Here is a 15,422-nt window from a genome sequence, read left to right as displayed (position 1 = left end):
GCGGAACTCCTCCTGTTTTCTGGCTCGGGCCGATCCTACCCTTGCAATTATCCCGGTAGAAGCGGCAGTTTGACAAACAGGTCTTGCAAAAATGCATGGGAGACAAGGATGGCCGTGTCGTGGGACGACATGCGGATTTTCATTGCCGTTGCGCGGGAGGGAAGCCTCTCGGGGGCGGGGAACGCGCTGAAGCTCGATCCGGCGACGGTGGGGCGGCGGGTGCAGCGGCTGGAGGAGAGCCTTGGCGCGCCGCTGTTCCTGAAATCGCCGCAGGGCTATGCGCCGAGCGAAGCGGGGGAGCGGCTGATGCCCCATGCCGAGGAGCTGGAGCAGGCGATGCTCTCGGCCGAGGATGCGGTGCGCGGGCAGGAAGACAGGCTGACGGGCACGATACGGGTGGGCGCGCCGGACGGCTGCGCCAATTTCCTGCTGCCGCAGGTGGTGGCGGGCATCTGCGATGCCCATCCGGGGCTGGAGGTGCAGATCGTGTCGCTGCCGCGGGTCTTCAACCTCAACCGGCGCGAGGCGGACATGGCGATTGCCGTGTCGCGGCCCACGGCGGGGCGGCTGACGGTGCAGAAGATCACCGACTATCACCTCTACCTCGCCGCCAACCGGCGCTGGCTGAAGCGCAACCCGATCACGCGGCTCGATGACCTGCAGGGCAAGCGGCTGGTGGGCTACGTGCCTGACATGATCTTTGACAAGGAACTCGACTACCTTGGCGAGCTGGGGCTGGAGCGGGTGCATTTGGCCTCGAACTCGGTGTCGGTGCAATTTGCATGGGTGCGGAGGGGCGCGGGGATTGGCGTGGTGCACGGGTTTGCGCTGGGGGGCGAGCCGAAGGTGGAGCGGGTTCTGGGCGAGCAGATCCGGTTGCGACGCACCTTCTGGCTGGTGCGCCATGCCGACGAGCGCCGGGTGCGCAGGCTCAGCCGGTTTGCCGATCTACTGTGCGAGGGGCTCCGCGCAGAGGTGGAGCGGCTGGAAGCCGAGGCTTGACAGGCGGTGCCTGCTGGCGCGACGCTCGGGGGGACCGGCCATGTAGGAGGTAAGCCATGCTCGTGCAACAGATTCTGAAGGACAAGGGTGAGGGCGGCGTGCTCTGTGTGAAGCCGGGAAGCGCGGTGTCGGAAGCGGCAAAGATGCTTTCGGAAAAGCGGGTTGGCTCGGTGATCGTGTCGGCCGACGGCAAGACGGCGGATGGCATCCTGTCGGAGCGCGACATCGTGCGCGAGCTGGGGCGGCGCGGGCCGGGGTGCCTGAGCGACGTGGTGGATGACCTGATGACGAAGAAGCTCATCACCTGCTCGAAGGAAGAAACCGCCCTGAGCGTGCTGGAAAAGATGACCGAGGGCCGGTTTCGGCACATGCCGGTGCTGGAGGGCGGCGAGATGATCGGGCTGATCTCGATTGGCGACGTGGTCAAGGCGCGGCTCAGCGAGCTGTCCATGGAGAAGAACGCGCTTGAAGGGATGATCATGGGGCATTGAAGCCCCGGTGATCGCGGTGCCGGCCTGCCTGCGGCGCAGGGAGGCGGCTGCCTGAGACGCAGACAGGCCGGGCCTTGGTGGCCCGGCTTTCTTGTTTCGGGGCGGGTTACTCCGGCAGGAGCACGGGAAGGCCGGGGGTTTCGAACCGGGCTTCCAGCGAGGCCTGGCGGTGGAGCACGCCGGGCGGGTTGCGGAAATTGTAGGCGGTTTCTCCGGCATGATCGAAGGTGGTCTCTTCGGCGCCCTGCGGGGGCAGGGCGTAGCCGATGCGCAGGCGCAGGCTGTCGAGCGTGGTCTGGCGCGGGTAGGCCAGCTCGTTGGAGACATATTCGCGCCAGGGCCGCAGGGGCAGCGCGAAGTCGAGTGCGCCCTGAAGCGCCTCGCCGGGCGCGAGGCGCACCATCAGCGGCACCACCAGCGAGGCGGGCGAGAGGCCCGGGGGCTGGGGCGGCACATCCTTCATCACCAGCACCTCGCCCTCGTCGGGCAGCGGGTAGACATAGGCGCGATCGGCCTTGGCCTCGACGCCACCGCCGCGCTTGGGGACGATCAGCTTGTCATAGACATAGGCCGGGCCGCTTGCGGCGCTGGTGATGCGATAGGCGAGCGAGAGGGTGCCCGCGTCGGGCCGGGCCTCGATGCGGGCCTGAAGGGTCAGTCCGTCTTGCTCCATGGTCGCGGTTCCTTTCGCGTTGCCTCGGGCGGAGGGCAGGGGGCCTGCGGTGGCGGCGCCGGATTGGCCGGCATGGCCGGTGCGGCAGGCAGAGGCCAGGGGGGCGAGGAAGGCGGCGCCCGCCCCGGTCAGCAGGGTGCGGCGGCGGATCACCATGGCGCACCGCCCGGCCATGTGGGCGGATAGTAGCTGGGGCGTTCGGGCAGGCCGAGGTCGCGGCGCAGCGAGTTTTCGGTGGGCACGTCATTGCCGTGGTCGGGCACGTTTACCACGGTGCCGGAGGGGTCGGTGATGGTGGTGCCGCGGGTGCCGACGGTGGCGCGCTCTTCGCCCCGGTTGGAGCTGCCGGACTGGCCGGGGTAGCTGTCCATCGGGCCGGCGGCCTGGTTGCCCTGGGCGTTGTGATAGGCGTGCACCAGCTCGTGGCCGAGCACGGTGGTGGGGGTTTCGCCGGGAAAGGTGCCGGGGTTGGCGTGGGTCGGGTTCCAGTCGACACGGCTTCCGGTGCCGGTGCCATCGCGGGCGTCGGACTGGTTGTTGGGGGTGCAATAGCCGTTGGCGACGCCGAGTTCGTGCATTTCGATCATGTTGCCCGAATCCGCGATGCCGCGAAAGATCTCTCGGCCCGTGGGGGTGCCGTAAAGCTCGGCGGCGGCGTTCTGGACCTGGAGGCGGAAGGCGTTGGTGCCGTTGATGTTGATCGGGATCGTCACCGAGCTGCCGCCGATGAGCACGTTGTACTGGCCCGAGGAGCACATGGCGGAGCAGGCGGTTTTGGACATCACCCGCGCCGTGGGCAGCCCGCCGGTGAGCACGGTCATCGCGCCTTCGATCACGGTGTTGGGCCCGTGGAACATGCAGCCGTGGGTATCGAGCGTGCGGGCCTGCGGGATGGAGCCGGTGTGGACGGTGGGAAAGCCGATGGCGGGCACGGCGCCGGTGGGCGGGATCATGTTGAACATGGCGCCGAGTGCCGAGAGGCCGGCGGCCACGCCCGCGGCGACGGCGCCGCCCGCGGGGGTGCTCATGACCGGGGATTTCAGCAGCGCATCGGCGGCGGCGCAGGCGGCGGTGAGGGCGGCGGCCAGCGCGGCGACTGCGGGCACGATGTGGCTGGTGCGGTCGGAGATGCGGGTGGCGGGGGTTGTGACCATGGTTCAGCCCTCCACCAGCGCGTCGGCGGGCGCGAAGCTGGCGAGCACGGCCTGAAACTCGGGCAGGAGCGCGTCGTAATCTTCCGCGCCGCAGGAGAGGGTGGCGATCCAGACCATGCCGTCGGTCGCGGGAAAGAAGCCCTGCACCTGGGTCAGCCGCCCGGCCTCGGCCTGCCAGCCGAAGACGATGAGCGGCAGGCTGCGCCCGCCCAGATCGGCGGGCGCGTCGTAGAGCAGGGAGAACTGGGTGAGCTGTTTTGCCAGCTCGTCGCGTTGGGCGGCGGCGAAGTCTGCGAGGGATGAGGCCCCGGCGAGGGGTTTGCGCAGGAACACCACCGAGCGGCGCGGGCTCACCTCCGGCGGCGGGGTGCATGTGACCATGACCTGGGTATCCCAGCCGACAGGCAGCCGGGCGCTCAACACCTGGAGGTCGATATCTTCCATGACGATGACTCGACTATTGATAAAAAAATCTTTGGCGTAATTGACCTAAAGGTAACATCGGGCGGCCCCATCACAAGCGGCGCTGCCGTGAAAAAAGGGTGTAAACCGGCGCGCGCCCCGGCCTTGGGGGCGCGGATCGCGGGTTTTGGGCGCTTTTTCGCCGGGCTTCGGGGGCGCAAGATTATTGCGTGTCGCCCCCGGCTTTCGCCTTGCCCCCCGGCGGCGGCTGGTGTTTTCTGCGGTCGATCCGAGGCGCGAGGGAGGACATGCGATGCGCGTAGGGCTTTATCCGGGCACGTTCGATCCGGTAACGCTTGGCCATATCGACATCATCACCCGCGCCACCGCCCTGGTGGACCGGCTGGTGATCGGGGTGGCGATCAACCGCGACAAGGGCCCGCTCTTCGACCTCGAGGAGCGCGAGGCCATGGTGGAGGCTGAATGCGCCGGGATCGCCGAGCGCACGGGCTGCGAGATCGTGGTGCATCCGTTCGAGAACTTGCTGATCGACTGCGCCCGCGACGTGGGGGCCGGGCTGATCGTGCGCGGGCTGCGGGCTGTGGCCGATTTCGAGTATGAATATCAGATGGTTGGCATGAACCGGCAGCTCGATGACAGCATCGAGACGGTGTTTCTGATGGCCAGCGCCGAGCGGCAGGCGATTGCCTCGAAGCTGGTGAAGGAGATTGCGCGGCTGGACGGGGACATCTCGAAGTTCGTCAGCCCGATGGTGCGCGACAAGCTTCTGGCCAAATACACCTGAGCCGGGTAGGGCAGCGCCATGGTTGCCAATGTCATCTGCATCAAGTGGGGCACGCTCTTCGGGCCCGAATATGTGAACCGGCTGTATAGCGGGGCGCGGCGGCATCTGAGCGAGGATGTGCGGTTTTTCTGCATGACCGAGGAGCGCGGCGGGCTGCACCCCGATGTGGAGGTGCTGGACCTGCCGGTGGAGCCGTTTCTGGCCGAGATGGATGCGGCGCTGGCCGTGGCCAACCGGCAAGGCGCGATGCGCAAGGTGTCGCTGTTTCGGCCCGGGTTGATCCCCGATCTCGAGGGGCCTTTGCTGGGCTTCGATCTGGACGTGGTGGTGACGGGGCCTTTGGATGGCCTGCTGAACTTCGCGCCGGGCAAGGTGGCGATGCGGGCCGATTGGGTGGAGGCGCGGCGGGGGCGTGCGACGGGGCATGGCTCTGTCTTCCGGTTCGACCCGGCGCTGCATGGCTGGCTCTACGAGGTGTTGGCCGGAGACGCCAAGCGCGAGGTGGAGAAGGCGCGGGGCAGCGAGCAGCGCTACACCAGCACGCTGGCGCAGGAGCGCGGGGAGTTTGCCTATCTGCCCGGCGAGGAGGTGGTGAGCTTCAAGCACGACTGCCTCGGCCTGCCGCCGGTGAACTGGCTGAAGCCCGCGAAGCTGCCGGAGGCGGCCAAGGTGGTGTGCTTCCACGGGCATCCAAAGATGCATGAGGCGGTGGAGGGCTATTCCGGCTCGTGGCTGCGGGCCTGCAAGCCGACGCCCTGGCTGGCCGAGCACTGGATCGACCGGGCGCGGGACGATCTTGGGGCGGAGTGGGCTTAGGGCGGGACGTGCCCCGGGTCAAACGCCGGTCAGCAGGATATCGAGCGCGCGGGTGATGTCATCTGCCTGATCGGCGGCACTGGCCTTGCGGGTCAGGGCGGCGCGGCGTACCGAGGTGATGAGGCGGGTGGCCAGGACCAGAGGTTGACCCTTGTAGCGAATGGTCGGGTTCAGGCCCTTGGCGGCAGGATAGTCGGGCAGGAGCGGGATCACGACGAGGGCCGGGTCGGGCGGGAGGATGTCGCTTTCGACCACGACCATGGCGATGCCGTCCCATTCGGCGATGTCGTGGCGTTTCAGCTCTTCCAAGTTGCCGGGCCGGTCTGGATCGCGGCGAGCGGGTGGCCGTTTTGCGCGTGCCACTCGGACTGGGCCGCGAAGGCCTCGGCGTTCTCCTCGCGCCAGCGCCGTTGGCGGGCCTCTGCCACGGCGCGGCGAAGGGCCTCGCTGGCGACGGCGGAGACATTGACGCCCAGGTCGCGCGCGGCGTCGAGATCGGCGACATCCATGGTGAGCGAGGTCTTGCGTTTGGGGGCGGTCATGCGGGCACCTTGATTATACCGCAGTATCATACCGCAGATGCGAGGGGCCGGCAATGTTGCTCTCTGCCCCGGTGTGGCTCATGTGGCGGGAGATCCTCGGGGCAAGCCCGAGGATGACGGGGAGCAGCGTCAGCTGCCGGTGTGGCTCGTGTGGCGGGAGATCCTCGGGGCAAGCCCGAGGATGACGGGGAGCAGCGTCAGCTGCCGGTGTGGCTCGTGTGGCGGGAGATCCTCGGGGCAAGCCCGAGGATGACGGGGAGCAGCGTCAGCCGCCGGTGTGGCTCATGTGGCGGGAGACCTGGCCTTCGACGGTCTGGCGGGAATAGTCGAAATCGTGGCCCTTGGGCTTGAGGGCGATGGCGGCGCGGATGGCGTCTTCGAACTCGGGGCCGGGGCCGTATTGGCGGAGGGGCGCGCGCAGGTCGGCGCGGTCTTCCTGGCCGAGGCACATGTAAAGCTCGCCGGTGCAGGTGAGGCGCACGCGGTTGCAGCTTTCGCAGAAGTTATGGGTCAGCGGCGTGATGAAGCCGATCTTCTGGCCGGTTTCCTGAAGCTGGACATAGCGCGCCGGGCCGCCGGTGCGCTCGGTGAGGTCGATCAGGGTGTATTGCTCGGCCAGCTTGGCGCGCAGCTCCTTGAGCGACCAATACTGGCCGATGCGGTCCTCGTTGCCGAGATCGCCCATGGGCATGACCTCGATCCATGTCAGGTCCATGTCGCGGGCGGCGCAGAATTCGGTGAGGGTGAAAAGCTCGTCCTCGTTGAAGCCCTTCAGCGCCACGGCGTTGAGCTTCACGCGCAGGCCTGCTGCCTGCGCCGCGTCGATGCCGCGCAGCACCTGGGGCAGGCGGCCCCAGCGGGTGATACGGGCGAATTTCTCTTCGTTCAGCGTGTCGATCGAGATGTTGATGCGCTTGACGCCCGCCGCGGCGAGCTGGGGTGCGAAGCGCTCGAGCTGGGAGCCGTTGGTGGTGAGGGTCAGCTCCTCGAGCGCGCCGGACTCCAGATGGCGCGTCATCGCCTCGAAGAAGGTCATTATGCCCTTGCGCACCAGCGGTTCTCCGCCGGTGATCCGCAGCTTCCTGACGCCAAGGCCGATGAAGCCGGTACAGGCGGCATCGAGCTCTTCGAGGGTGAGAAGCTCCTTCTTGGGCAGGAAGGTCATGTTCTCTGACATGCAGTAGACACAGCGAAAGTCACAGCGGTCGGTCACGGAGATCCGCAAATAGGTGATCGGGCGCTGGAAGGGGTCGATCAGGGGCGTTTGCATGGGGTATAGGTAGGGCTGAAGCGTGGGGGCGGCAAGGTAAATTGCGGGCCCCCCGACCAAGGTGGCAAGGAGCTTGATGGTGCGAATGATACGTGGGGTTGTGGCGGTTTCGGGAGCGGCCTTGCTGCTGGCGGGCTGCGCGGAAGGTCCGTTTGCGCGAAAGCCGAAGGCGGAGGCGGCGCCTGCGGGTGACGCCGCTGCCGCAAGCGAGGCGCCGGTGGCCGCGAAGGCCCCGCCGCCGCCGGAGAATGCGCGCACTGCGGCGCAGTTCGACACCACGACGGACGAGGAAAAGCAGGCGGCCGCTGCCGCGCCGGTGGCCGCGGAGCGCGAGCTGGGCACGACGATTGCCTCGCTGGGCGATCCGACCGATCCGGGCTTCTGGGCCGAGACGCCCTATGTGACCTCGGCGCAATCGGGGCGGCTGGTCTATCCGGGCAACGGCAATTCGGTGCAGGTGGAGCTGCGGCCCTCGGGCGGGCCGGAGGGATCGGGCACGCGGGTGTCGTTGCCCGCCTTCCAGGTGCTCGGCGCGCCGCTGACCGGGCTGCCGGAGCTGGTGGTTTACGCGGGATCTGCGGGCTAGGCGGGGCGCTCAGGGCTCAGGGCTCAGGGCAGCTGCACCGCCTCGAGCAGGGCCTCACCGGCCAGCGCCTCGGGGGTGAGACCGCCCCAGTAGCCGAGGCGCAGCGCCTCGTAGGCCGATTGCGCCTCCTCCCGGGAGGGGGCGCCCTCGCGGCCATTCTTGAACAGGGCGATATTGATCTGCGCCGCCAGAAGGCCGTTCTGGGCGGTGATGTGCAGCGCGTGGCCTTCGGTGACGATCAGCCGGTCGGCGAGGGTGGGGCGCTCGGTGACGAGATCGCGGCGGAAGCAGGTGAGCGACCGGCCCGCGTGGTAGCCCCGGTGCGGCGGCGGGCAGTAGCGGGCGAGGCGCTCGGCGGGCGGCAGCGCCTGCCAGCCGGTTTCGAGCTGGGGGGTGAAGAGGGTGGTGAGGGAGGCGCGGCCAAGGGGTGTGGCGAGGTCGAGGAAGTCGACGCGCAGGGTCTGCGCCGGTTTGCAGGAGAAGTGATAGGGGAATGCGGCTTCGGCGGCGCAATCGGGGCTTTCATCGCCGAAAAGCTCGGCATCGGCGCGGGCGATGCGGGAGAGTTCTGCGTAATCGCCCGCCAGCGTCAGGCTTTCCCAGATCGGTCGGGAAGCGAAGCGCAGGCCCTGTTCGGTGGTGCCCGCGGGGGCGAATTCGGCTGGCAGGGTGAGCACGGCGCGGCCCTCGAAGAGCGCGAGCGGCTCGGCGGAGAGGGGCGCGGCGAGAAGGGTTAGGGCGAGGGCGAGGCGCATGGGGCCGGCTTGGCGGCGGCGGGCCGCCCGACCGGCGGCGGCGTGCTTGCGAGGCCACCCGATGCAGCCTCGCAAGCGGGGCATCATCAGCCCTTCAGGATGCTCTTGCCGGCGTAGAGGCCGGTTTCGGCAAGCTCTTCCTCGATGCGGATGAGCTGGTTGTACTTGGCCAGCCGGTCGGAGCGGGCGAGGGAGCCGGTCTTGATCTGGCCGCAGTTGGTGGCGACGGCGAGGTCGGCGATGGTGGCGTCTTCGGTCTCGCCGGAGCGGTGCGACATGACGTTGGTGTAGCGGGCGCGGTGGGCCATATCGACGGCCTGGAGCGTTTCGGTGAGGGTGCCGATCTGGTTCACCTTCACCAGCATGGAGTTGGCGACGCCTTTGGAGATGCCGTCGGCGAGGCGGGTGGGGTTGGTGACGAAGAGGTCGTCGCCCACGAGCTGCACCTTGTCGCCGATCTTGTCGGTCAGGATCTTCCAGCCCTCCCAGTCATCCTCGGACATGCCGTCTTCGATGGAGATGATCGGGTAGTCGGCGGCGAGCTTGGCAAGGTAGTCGGCGTTCTCTTCGGAGGAGAGCGAGGCGCCCTCGCCCTTCATCTCGTATTTGCCGCCTTTGTAATACTCGGTCGCGGCGCAATCGAGGGCGAGGTAGATATCTTCGCCCGGTTTGTAGCCGGCCTTCTCGATGGACTTCAGGATGAAGTCGAGCGCGTCGCGGGTGGAGGCGATCTCGGGTGCGAAGCCGCCCTCGTCGCCCAGCCCGGTGGACATGCCTGCCGCCGAAAGCTCGCCCTTGAGGGTGTGGAACACTTCGGAGCCCATGCGCACGGCTTCCGCGATGGTGGGCGCGGCGACCGGCATGATCATGAATTCCTGGATGTCGATCGGGTTGTCGGCGTGCTCGCCGCCGTTGATGATGTTCATCATCGGCACCGGGAGCATGCGGGCGGAGGTGCCGCCGACGTAGCGGTAGAGCGGCTGGCCGGTGAATTCGGCGGCGGCCTTGGCGACGGCGAGCGACACGCCGAGGATGGCGTTGGCACCGAGGCGGCCCTTGTTGGCGGTGCCGTCGAGCTCGATCATGGAGCCGTCGAGGGCGACCTGCTCGGTGGCGTCGAAGCCCACCAGCGCCTCGGCGATCTCGCCGTTCACGGCGGCGACGGCTTGCAGCACGCCCTTGCCCTTGTAGCGCTTCTTGTCGCCATCGCGCTTTTCGACCGCCTCATGCGCGCCGGTCGAGGCGCCCGAGGGCACGGCGGCGCGGCCCACGGTGCCGTCTTCGAGGGTCACGTCGACTTCGACGGTGGGATTGCCGCGGCTGTCGAGGATCTCGCGGGCGTGGATGTCGATGATGGTGCTCATGGGGCGGCCTCCCTTGGGGCGTGTCGGTTGGCCCAAGTCATAGCAGCAAGGGGGCGTGGTGCAAGGCGGGAGGCATGTAAATGTTTGCGCTAACGGTCGCGGGGGGCACGGGAGCGCGGCGGGGCCGGGCTAGCTGCGGCGGCGTTCGCGCAGAAAGGCGTAGAGGCCGGCGGCGATGATGAGGAGGGAGCCTGCGATGGTCCAGCCGTCGGGGCGCTCGTTGAAGAAGAGGACGGCGATGAGGGTGGCGAAGAGCAGGCGGGAGTAGCGGAAGGGGGCGACGGTGGAGAGTTCGCCGACGCGCACGGCGGCGGTGAGCGCCCAGTAGCCGGTGAGGGTGAAGAGCACGCCGAGAGGTGCCCAGGCGAGGGAGGCGGCGTTGAGCGGCGAGAAGCCCGGGCCGATCAGCAGGGCGGCCACGGCGGCGAAGGGCACCAGCGAAAAGCCCCAGGCGGCGAGGGTCAGCGAGGGGATGGCGCGGGGCGCGGCGCGGGTGGTGAGATCGCGGGCGGAGAGGGCGACGGCGGCGGCGACGGCCAGGAGGGCGTTGGGGTCGAAGCCCGAGAGGCCGGGGCGCACGATCATCAGCATTCCGACCATGCCGGCGGCGATGGCGGCCCAGCGGCGCCAACCGACCTGCTCGCCAAAAAACAGCGCCGCCCCGAGGGTGACGAGGATCGGGTTGAGCTGCATCAGCGCGGAGACGGTGGCGAGCGGGACCAGCGCGATGGAGGCGGTGATGGTGAGGGCGGCGACGGCCTCGGCCAGCGAGCGGCCGACCACGGCGGGGTGGAGGAAGTCGCGGGAGAAGAGCGGCTCGCGGTGGATCAGGGCGGCGGCGGAGAAGATCAGCGCGGTGGCGCCGCCGACGATGAGGATGACCTGCGGCGCGGGCATGTAGGCGGCCATGAGCTTGACCACGGAGTCGGTGCAGGCAAGCCCGAGCATGGCGAGCACCATCAGCGCGATGCCCTTGAGATTGTCGGACATGCGGGCCGCTCCGTTGGGGTTGAGGCCGGTGGTAGCGCGGATTGGCGGGAGAGGCGAGGGGGCGGGGGACGAAAAAGGGGTGTGGGTGGAAAATGGGGTGTGTGTGGAAGTGGAGTGTGTGCGGGCGGGTGCGGCCCGGGAGGCTCAGACCGGCTTCTTGCGGGTGCCGTAGAGTTCGAGCTTGTGGCCCTTCAGCTCGTAGCCGAGGCGCTCCGCGATCTTTTCCTGAAGGGCCTCGATCTCGGGGTCGACGAATTCGATCACCTCGCCGGTCTTCATGTCGATCAGGTGATCGTGGTGGTCGCGCTCGGCGTCTTCGTAGCGGGCGCGGCCATCGCCGAATTCGAGCTTTTCGAGCAGGCCCGATTCCTCGAACAGCTTGACGGTGCGATAGACCGTGGCGAGCGAAATGCGGGGGTCTACGGCGGAGGCGCGGGCGTAGAGCTCTTCGACATCGGGGTGGTCGGAAGCGGCGTCGAGCACCTCGGCAATGACCTTGCGCTGACCGGTGATGCGCAGCCCCTTGGCCGCGGAGCGTTCGATGAGGGTGGGGTTGGACAAGGGGGAGGTCATGGGGGCCGTGGCCTTGGTTGCGCTGTCATGGTCCTAGCAAGAGGGGCGGGAGGGGGAAAGAGGGCTTGCCCGGTTTGGGGCAAGGAATTACTTCTGGGATATATTTCCAGATGGTGATTTGTCATGGCCGACTCCCTCTCGCGCTGCTTCTCCGCCCTTGCCGACCCGACCCGCCGGGCGATCATCGGGCAGCTGGTCGATGGGCCGGCGACGGTGGGCGAGATCGTGGCGCGCCATGACATGAGCCAGCCGGCGATTTCGAAGCATCTCAAGGTGTTGGAGGCGGCGGGGCTGATCGAGCGCACCCAGAAGGGGCAGACCCGGCCGTGCAGCCTGCGCCCGGAGGGGATGCAGCTTGTGGCTGCCTGGGTCGGCGCCTATCGCGGCTTCTGGGGCGGCAGCTTCGAGCGGATCGAGGCGCTGGTGGAGGCGGTGCGGCGGGGCGAGGTCGGGCAGGATTGAGGGGCGCGCTGTGGCGCAGGATTGCTGGGTTTTCTCAGGGGTTTGCGGCTAGATGTTCAGGCGACCTTCCATCATCGGGACGGCGGCGCCGGAGATGGTGACGGCGGTTTCCGTTGTCTCCACCCCGATGCGGGAGGGTCGGCCCATGTCGTCGCCCTGGTGGATGGTGAGGGACTGCGCCCCGTGCTGCGAGGTGAGCCATGCGCCAAGCGCCGCGGAGGCGGAGCCGGTGGCGGGATCTTCGGGGATGTTGTCGAGCGGGGCGAACATGCGGGCGTGGATCGTGGCGCCGTCGCGCCAATAGGCGAACTGGGCGAAATCGAGCGACGAGGGATGGGCAGCGGCCCCGTCATTGAAGGCGGCGGTGTCGGGCGCGCAGGCGGTGAGCGCCGCGCGGCTGGTCAACTCGGTCAGGGTGAAGGGCAGGCCGACGGAGGCCATGACCGGGGGCGCGGCGAGTGCGGAGAGGGGCAGGCCGAGCGCGCGGGCGGTGAGGGCGGGGTCGGGCCGGGCGATGACCTGAAGCGCGACTTCGGTCGTGAAGCGCGCCTCCTGCGGGGTGGCGGTGGCGCGGATCGGGCCGACGCCGAGCTCCAGCACCATCTCCGGCCCATGGCCCGCGCGGGCCAGAGCGACGGCGGTGCCGATCAGCGGGTGCCCGGCGAAGGGCACCTCCATCGTGGGTGTGAAGATGCGGACTTTGGCCGTGTTTTCAGGATCTTCCGGGGGGAAGACGAAGGTGGTTTCGGAATAGTTGAACTCGGTCGCGATCCTTTGCAGCGCCGCTTCGGGCAGGGCGGTTGCATCGGGGATGACGGCGAGCGGATTGCCGGAGAAGGGGGCCGATGTGAAGACATCGAGGGTGAGATAGGGGGTCATGGTCCGGGCCTCGCGCTGGGGTGCGGGCACAGGGTAGGCGCGTGGGGGCGCAAGGCAAGCCGGGGGACAGGGGGGCGGGGGCCTGCGACGGCCGGGAGATTGGCTTCGGGGGCAATTTTCCGGGATCGCCCCCGAAGGGTTTGGCCCTAGGCGGCGATCAGTTGACCGCCCATGACCGGAACGGCGTTGCCGGTGATGCTCACCGACTTGGCCGTGCTGCGCACCTGCAACCTGGAGGGACGGCCGATATAATCGCCCTGATGCACGGTGAAATGCTGGTTTCCGTCGAGCGCCGTGAGGAAGGCGGCAAGGGCCGCGACCGCCGAGCCGGTGGCCGGGTCTTCGACCACGGTGTCGTGGAGGTTGAACATGCGGGCGTGCACGTTGTCGTCTTTGCGGTAGTAGCAGTACTGCGCGAAGTTGAAGCTGCTGGGGTAGAGCTTGTGGCCGACGCGGAAGGCCTCGACGTTGGGAGCGGCCTCTTCGAGCGCCCGCAGCGACTTCAGCTCGGTGAGGGTGAAGGGGAGGCCGACGGTGGCCAGCACCGGGCGGTGGTGGTTGACGTCGATGGCGTGGTGGGGGAGCGAGAGGGCCGCGGCGACATCACCGAGTTCGGGCCGGGCGAGGATGCGCAGGCGGGACTCGATGGTGAAGACGGCGGTGTTGCCGGAGGCGCGGGCGGCGACGGTGCCATCGGTGATCTCGAAGATCATGTCGGGCCCGATGCCCTGGCTGGCGAGGTGGACGGCGACGCCGATGATCGCCTGACCGGCGAAATCGACCTCGCGGGCCGGGTTGAAGAACCGCAGGCGAGCGGTGGCGCCGGGGAGCTGCGGCTGCATCATGAAGGCGGTGACGGAGTGGTTGAGCTCGCGGGCCATGAGGCCCATCTGCTCGTCTTCGAGGCCATCGGCCTCGGGAACGATGGCCAAGGTGGTGCCGCCGAACGGGCGAGCGGTAAAGATATTCATGGTCGTGAACTGAGACATGATCCTGCCCTTGCTGTAACTGATCTGGACTCACCCTTCAGTTGCATTGAGGCAGCGAAAGGGCAGGGATACGCCTAAAAGTTGATTAATGATTGAGTCATATAACCCTTTGGTCGTAGTCCCCTAAGGTCAACCACGGCCTGCCGGAATTGGGGAGGCGCCCCGGCGGGAAAACACGCGCGCCGGGGCCGGGGCGCTAGCGTTCGCGCCGGGCCATGAAGGCGAGCCGTTCGAAGAGGTGCACGTCCTGCTCGTTCTTCAGCAACGCGCCGTGGAGCTTGGGCAGGGCATTGGCCCCGTCGCGCTTGAGGTCTTCGGGCGAGAGATCCTCGGCCAGCAGGAGCTTGAGCCAGTCTAGCACCTCGGAGGTGGAGGGTTTCTTTTTCAGGCCGGGCTGGTCGCGGATTTCGTAAAATTGGGTCAGCGCGGTGGTGAGAAGCTCGGGCTTGATGCCGGGGTGATGGACCTCGACGATCTTGCGAAGGGTCTCCTCGTCGGGGAAGCGGATGAAGTGGAAGAAGCAGCGGCGCAGGAAGGCGTCGGGCAGCTCCTTTTCGTTGTTGGAAGTGATGATGACGATGGGGCGGTTGACGGCCTTCACCGTCTCGCCGGTTTCGTAGACATGAAACTCCATCCGGTCGAGTTCCTGCAGCAGGTCGTTGGGAAACTCGATATCGGCCTTGTCGACCTCGTCGATCAGCAGCACCACGCGCTCGGGGGCGGTGAAGGCCTCCCAGAGCTTGCCGCGCCGGATGTAATTGGCCACGTCATGCACCCGCTCGTCGCCGAGCTGGCTGTCGCGCAACCGGCTGACGGCATCATATTCGTAGAGACCCTGCTGGGCGCGGGTGGTGGATTTGACGTGCCATTCGATCATCTCCAGCCCGAGCGCCGCGCTCACCTGCCGGGCCAGTTCGGTCTTGCCGGTGCCGGGCTCTCCCTTGACGAGCAACGGACGCTCCAGCGCCACCGCCGCGTTCACGGCAACGGTCAGGTCTTCAGTGGCGACGTAGCTGTCGGTGCCTTCGAATCTCATGAAATTCCTCAATCTTCTTCCTGCCGGGAGATTGTGATCACGGCGTGTTCAATTCCAACCTGAACGCATTAAAAGACAGTGACAAGGGGGGCTGTCGGGTGTAGATGGACCCCCAATGGAGCGTTCGATGCAACAGACTCGTGAGAGCGATAAAAAAGCACAGCCCGAGGGAGCACTTATGAAGCAGGAAGCTTTTCTGGACGACGATTATCGCCCGGCCGAAGACGAGCCCTTCATGAATGAGCGCCAGACGGAATACTTCCGTCGCAAATTGATCCAGTGGCGCGAGGATCTTCTGTCCGACAGCCGCGACACGATCGAGGCGCTTCAGGACGGCACCCGCAACATCCCCGATGTCGCCGACCGTGCCAGCGAAGAGACCGACCGGGCGCTGGAACTGCGCACCCGGGACCGGCAGCGCAAGCTGGTGGCCAAGATCGACTCGGCGCTGCGGCGGATCGAGAACGGCGAATACGGGTATTGCGAGGATACCGGCGAGCCGATCAGCCTGAAGCGGCTGGATGCCCGCCCGATCGCCACGCTGAGCCTTGAGGCGCAGGAGCGCCATGAGCGCCGCGAGAAGGTGCATCGGGACGACTGATCCCTTGCGGATTGCGATAAGGAGCGCCCGGA

The 15,422-nt window shown here is 67.6% G+C and carries 20 protein-coding genes; 7 read left to right on the top strand and 13 right to left on the bottom strand.

All coding sequences use genetic code 11. The features are described 5' to 3' along the window. Window positions 1-108: 108 nt before the first annotated feature. Together GTH22_RS06695 and GTH22_RS06690 are read left to right on the top strand one after the other, a co-directional pair. The gene (locus GTH22_RS06695; RefSeq protein ID WP_252944123.1) at window positions 109-1,002 is read left to right on the top strand and encodes a LysR family transcriptional regulator; all 894 of its coding nucleotides are present in this window, start codon (window positions 109-111) and stop codon (window positions 1,000-1,002) included. Between the two features lie 56 nt (window positions 1,003-1,058). Further along, window positions 1,059-1,493, top strand: a complete 435-nt coding sequence (locus tag GTH22_RS06690; RefSeq protein WP_252944121.1) for a CBS domain-containing protein — start codon at window positions 1,059-1,061, stop codon at window positions 1,491-1,493. 106 nt (window positions 1,494-1,599) lie between these two features. Here GTH22_RS06690 and GTH22_RS06685 read toward each other — a convergent pair whose 3' ends face one another. From GTH22_RS06685 to GTH22_RS06675, 3 genes are read right to left on the bottom strand one after another with little or no spacing between them, the layout of a single operon-like run. After that, on the bottom strand, window positions 1,600-2,340 hold the full coding sequence (locus tag GTH22_RS06685) for a hypothetical protein (RefSeq protein WP_252944119.1): 741 nt from the start codon (window positions 2,338-2,340) through the stop codon (window positions 1,600-1,602). Further along, a complete protein-coding gene (locus GTH22_RS06680) occupies window positions 2,316-3,320 on the bottom strand; it encodes a M91 family zinc metallopeptidase (protein ID WP_252944118.1) in 1,005 nt (334 codons plus the stop codon). The genes GTH22_RS06685 and GTH22_RS06680 overlap by 25 nt, the downstream gene beginning before the upstream one ends. Window positions 3,321-3,323: 3 nt before the next feature. Further along, entirely contained in the window at window positions 3,324-3,764 is a 441-nt protein-coding gene (locus tag GTH22_RS06675) for a DcrB-related protein (protein ID WP_252944116.1), read from the bottom strand. A gap of 271 nt (window positions 3,765-4,035) precedes the next feature. On the opposite strand from GTH22_RS06675, the gene coaD reads away from it, so the two are divergent. After that, window positions 4,036-4,527, top strand: a complete 492-nt coding sequence (gene coaD, locus GTH22_RS06670) for a pantetheine-phosphate adenylyltransferase (RefSeq protein WP_252944114.1) — start codon at window positions 4,036-4,038, stop codon at window positions 4,525-4,527. Window positions 4,528-4,545: 18 nt separating this feature from the next. Next, window positions 4,546-5,343, top strand: a complete 798-nt coding sequence (locus GTH22_RS06665; RefSeq protein ID WP_252944112.1) for a glycosyl transferase — start codon at window positions 4,546-4,548, stop codon at window positions 5,341-5,343. Between the two features lie 18 nt (window positions 5,344-5,361). On the opposite strand, the gene GTH22_RS06660 is transcribed toward GTH22_RS06665, so the two are convergent. From GTH22_RS06660 to moaA, 3 genes are all read right to left on the bottom strand, one after another. Next, window positions 5,362-5,652, bottom strand: a complete 291-nt coding sequence (locus tag GTH22_RS06660; protein ID WP_252944110.1) for a CcdB family protein — start codon at window positions 5,650-5,652, stop codon at window positions 5,362-5,364. Next, on the bottom strand, window positions 5,640-5,885 hold the full coding sequence (locus GTH22_RS06655) for a type II toxin-antitoxin system CcdA family antitoxin (RefSeq protein WP_252944108.1): 246 nt from the start codon (window positions 5,883-5,885) through the stop codon (window positions 5,640-5,642). The genes GTH22_RS06660 and GTH22_RS06655 overlap by 13 nt, the downstream gene beginning before the upstream one ends. Window positions 5,886-6,150: 265 nt before the next feature. Continuing rightward, window positions 6,151-7,155: a GTP 3',8-cyclase MoaA gene (gene moaA, locus GTH22_RS06650; RefSeq protein ID WP_252944105.1), complete on the bottom strand. Its 1,005-nt coding sequence runs from the start codon at window positions 7,153-7,155 to the stop codon at window positions 6,151-6,153. A gap of 85 nt (window positions 7,156-7,240) precedes the next feature. Here moaA and GTH22_RS06645 point away from each other — a divergent pair, with 85 nt between their 5' ends. Beyond that, complete coding sequence (locus GTH22_RS06645; protein ID WP_252944103.1) at window positions 7,241-7,741, top strand: hypothetical protein; 501 nt, start codon at window positions 7,241-7,243, stop codon at window positions 7,739-7,741. 23 nt (window positions 7,742-7,764) lie between these two features. Here the strand turns inward: GTH22_RS06645 and GTH22_RS06640 are convergent, their stop codons facing one another. The 4 genes from GTH22_RS06640 to GTH22_RS06625 all read right to left on the bottom strand — a co-directional run bounded on the left by GTH22_RS06640 (window position 7,765) and on the right by GTH22_RS06625 (window position 11,423). Then, a complete protein-coding gene (locus GTH22_RS06640) occupies window positions 7,765-8,496 on the bottom strand; it encodes a hypothetical protein (protein ID WP_252944102.1) in 732 nt (243 codons plus the stop codon). 86 nt (window positions 8,497-8,582) lie between these two features. Next, a complete protein-coding gene (gene eno / locus GTH22_RS06635) occupies window positions 8,583-9,860 on the bottom strand; it encodes a phosphopyruvate hydratase (RefSeq protein WP_252944100.1) in 1,278 nt (425 codons plus the stop codon). 129 nt (window positions 9,861-9,989) lie between these two features. Continuing rightward, entirely contained in the window at window positions 9,990-10,850 is an 861-nt protein-coding gene (locus tag GTH22_RS06630; protein WP_252944099.1) for a DMT family transporter, read from the bottom strand. Between the two features lie 144 nt (window positions 10,851-10,994). Continuing rightward, window positions 10,995-11,423, bottom strand: coding sequence for a Fur family transcriptional regulator (locus GTH22_RS06625; protein WP_252944098.1), 429 nt, complete (start codon window positions 11,421-11,423; stop codon window positions 10,995-10,997). Window positions 11,424-11,546: 123 nt separating this feature from the next. On the opposite strand from GTH22_RS06625, the gene GTH22_RS06620 reads away from it, so the two are divergent. Continuing rightward, on the top strand, window positions 11,547-11,885 hold the full coding sequence (locus GTH22_RS06620) for a helix-turn-helix transcriptional regulator (RefSeq protein ID WP_252944097.1): 339 nt from the start codon (window positions 11,547-11,549) through the stop codon (window positions 11,883-11,885). Between the two features lie 48 nt (window positions 11,886-11,933). On the opposite strand, the gene GTH22_RS06615 is transcribed toward GTH22_RS06620, so the two are convergent. The 3 genes from GTH22_RS06615 to GTH22_RS06605 form a co-directional block, all read right to left on the bottom strand. Continuing rightward, window positions 11,934-12,764, bottom strand: coding sequence for a PhzF family phenazine biosynthesis protein (locus GTH22_RS06615; protein WP_252944096.1), 831 nt, complete (start codon window positions 12,762-12,764; stop codon window positions 11,934-11,936). Window positions 12,765-12,910: 146 nt separating this feature from the next. Continuing rightward, on the bottom strand, window positions 12,911-13,753 hold the full coding sequence (locus GTH22_RS06610) for a PhzF family phenazine biosynthesis protein (protein WP_252944094.1): 843 nt from the start codon (window positions 13,751-13,753) through the stop codon (window positions 12,911-12,913). A gap of 196 nt (window positions 13,754-13,949) precedes the next feature. Next, window positions 13,950-14,789 carry a MoxR family ATPase gene (locus tag GTH22_RS06605; protein ID WP_252944092.1) on the bottom strand — a complete coding sequence of 280 codons (840 nt, stop codon included), beginning with the start codon at window positions 14,787-14,789 and terminating at the stop codon, window positions 13,950-13,952. A gap of 178 nt (window positions 14,790-14,967) precedes the next feature. Here GTH22_RS06605 and dksA point away from each other — a divergent pair, with 178 nt between their 5' ends. Then, the gene (gene dksA / locus GTH22_RS06600; protein WP_252944090.1) at window positions 14,968-15,390 is read left to right on the top strand and encodes an RNA polymerase-binding protein DksA; all 423 of its coding nucleotides are present in this window, start codon (window positions 14,968-14,970) and stop codon (window positions 15,388-15,390) included. Window positions 15,391-15,422 lie beyond the last annotated feature (32 nt).

This window comes from Oceanicola sp. 502str15 (assembly GCF_024105635.1).
Lineage (GTDB): Bacteria > Pseudomonadota > Alphaproteobacteria > Rhodobacterales > Rhodobacteraceae > Vannielia.
Note: the sequence above shows the minus strand (reverse complement) of the source record. Positions and strands in the feature narration are given on the sequence as shown.

Coding starts and splice junctions, on each gene's coding strand:
- GTH22_RS06680 (WP_252944118.1), bottom strand. CDS start 3,320: ATGGTCACAACCCCCGCCACCCGCATCTCCGACCGCACCAGCCACATC.
- moaA (WP_252944105.1), bottom strand. CDS start 7,155: ATGCAAACGCCCCTGATCGACCCCTTCCAGCGCCCGATCACCTATTTG.
- GTH22_RS06615 (WP_252944096.1), bottom strand. CDS start 12,764: ATGACCCCCTATCTCACCCTCGATGTCTTCACATCGGCCCCCTTCTCC.
- GTH22_RS06645 (WP_252944103.1), top strand. CDS start 7,241: ATGATACGTGGGGTTGTGGCGGTTTCGGGAGCGGCCTTGCTGCTGGCG.
- GTH22_RS06625 (WP_252944098.1), bottom strand. CDS start 11,423: ATGACCTCCCCCTTGTCCAACCCCACCCTCATCGAACGCTCCGCGGCC.
- GTH22_RS06605 (WP_252944092.1), bottom strand. CDS start 14,789: ATGAGATTCGAAGGCACCGACAGCTACGTCGCCACTGAAGACCTGACC.
- GTH22_RS06690 (WP_252944121.1), top strand. CDS start 1,059: ATGCTCGTGCAACAGATTCTGAAGGACAAGGGTGAGGGCGGCGTGCTC.
- coaD (WP_252944114.1), top strand. CDS start 4,036: ATGCGCGTAGGGCTTTATCCGGGCACGTTCGATCCGGTAACGCTTGGC.
- GTH22_RS06620 (WP_252944097.1), top strand. CDS start 11,547: ATGGCCGACTCCCTCTCGCGCTGCTTCTCCGCCCTTGCCGACCCGACC.
- dksA (WP_252944090.1), top strand. CDS start 14,968: ATGAAGCAGGAAGCTTTTCTGGACGACGATTATCGCCCGGCCGAAGAC.
- GTH22_RS06655 (WP_252944108.1), bottom strand. CDS start 5,885: ATGACCGCCCCCAAACGCAAGACCTCGCTCACCATGGATGTCGCCGAT.
- GTH22_RS06610 (WP_252944094.1), bottom strand. CDS start 13,753: ATGTCTCAGTTCACGACCATGAATATCTTTACCGCTCGCCCGTTCGGC.
- GTH22_RS06695 (WP_252944123.1), top strand. CDS start 109: ATGGCCGTGTCGTGGGACGACATGCGGATTTTCATTGCCGTTGCGCGG.
- GTH22_RS06675 (WP_252944116.1), bottom strand. CDS start 3,764: ATGGAAGATATCGACCTCCAGGTGTTGAGCGCCCGGCTGCCTGTCGGC.
- GTH22_RS06665 (WP_252944112.1), top strand. CDS start 4,546: ATGGTTGCCAATGTCATCTGCATCAAGTGGGGCACGCTCTTCGGGCCC.
- GTH22_RS06630 (WP_252944099.1), bottom strand. CDS start 10,850: ATGTCCGACAATCTCAAGGGCATCGCGCTGATGGTGCTCGCCATGCTC.
- GTH22_RS06685 (WP_252944119.1), bottom strand. CDS start 2,340: ATGGCCGGGCGGTGCGCCATGGTGATCCGCCGCCGCACCCTGCTGACC.
- eno (WP_252944100.1), bottom strand. CDS start 9,860: ATGAGCACCATCATCGACATCCACGCCCGCGAGATCCTCGACAGCCGC.
- GTH22_RS06640 (WP_252944102.1), bottom strand. CDS start 8,496: ATGCGCCTCGCCCTCGCCCTAACCCTTCTCGCCGCGCCCCTCTCCGCC.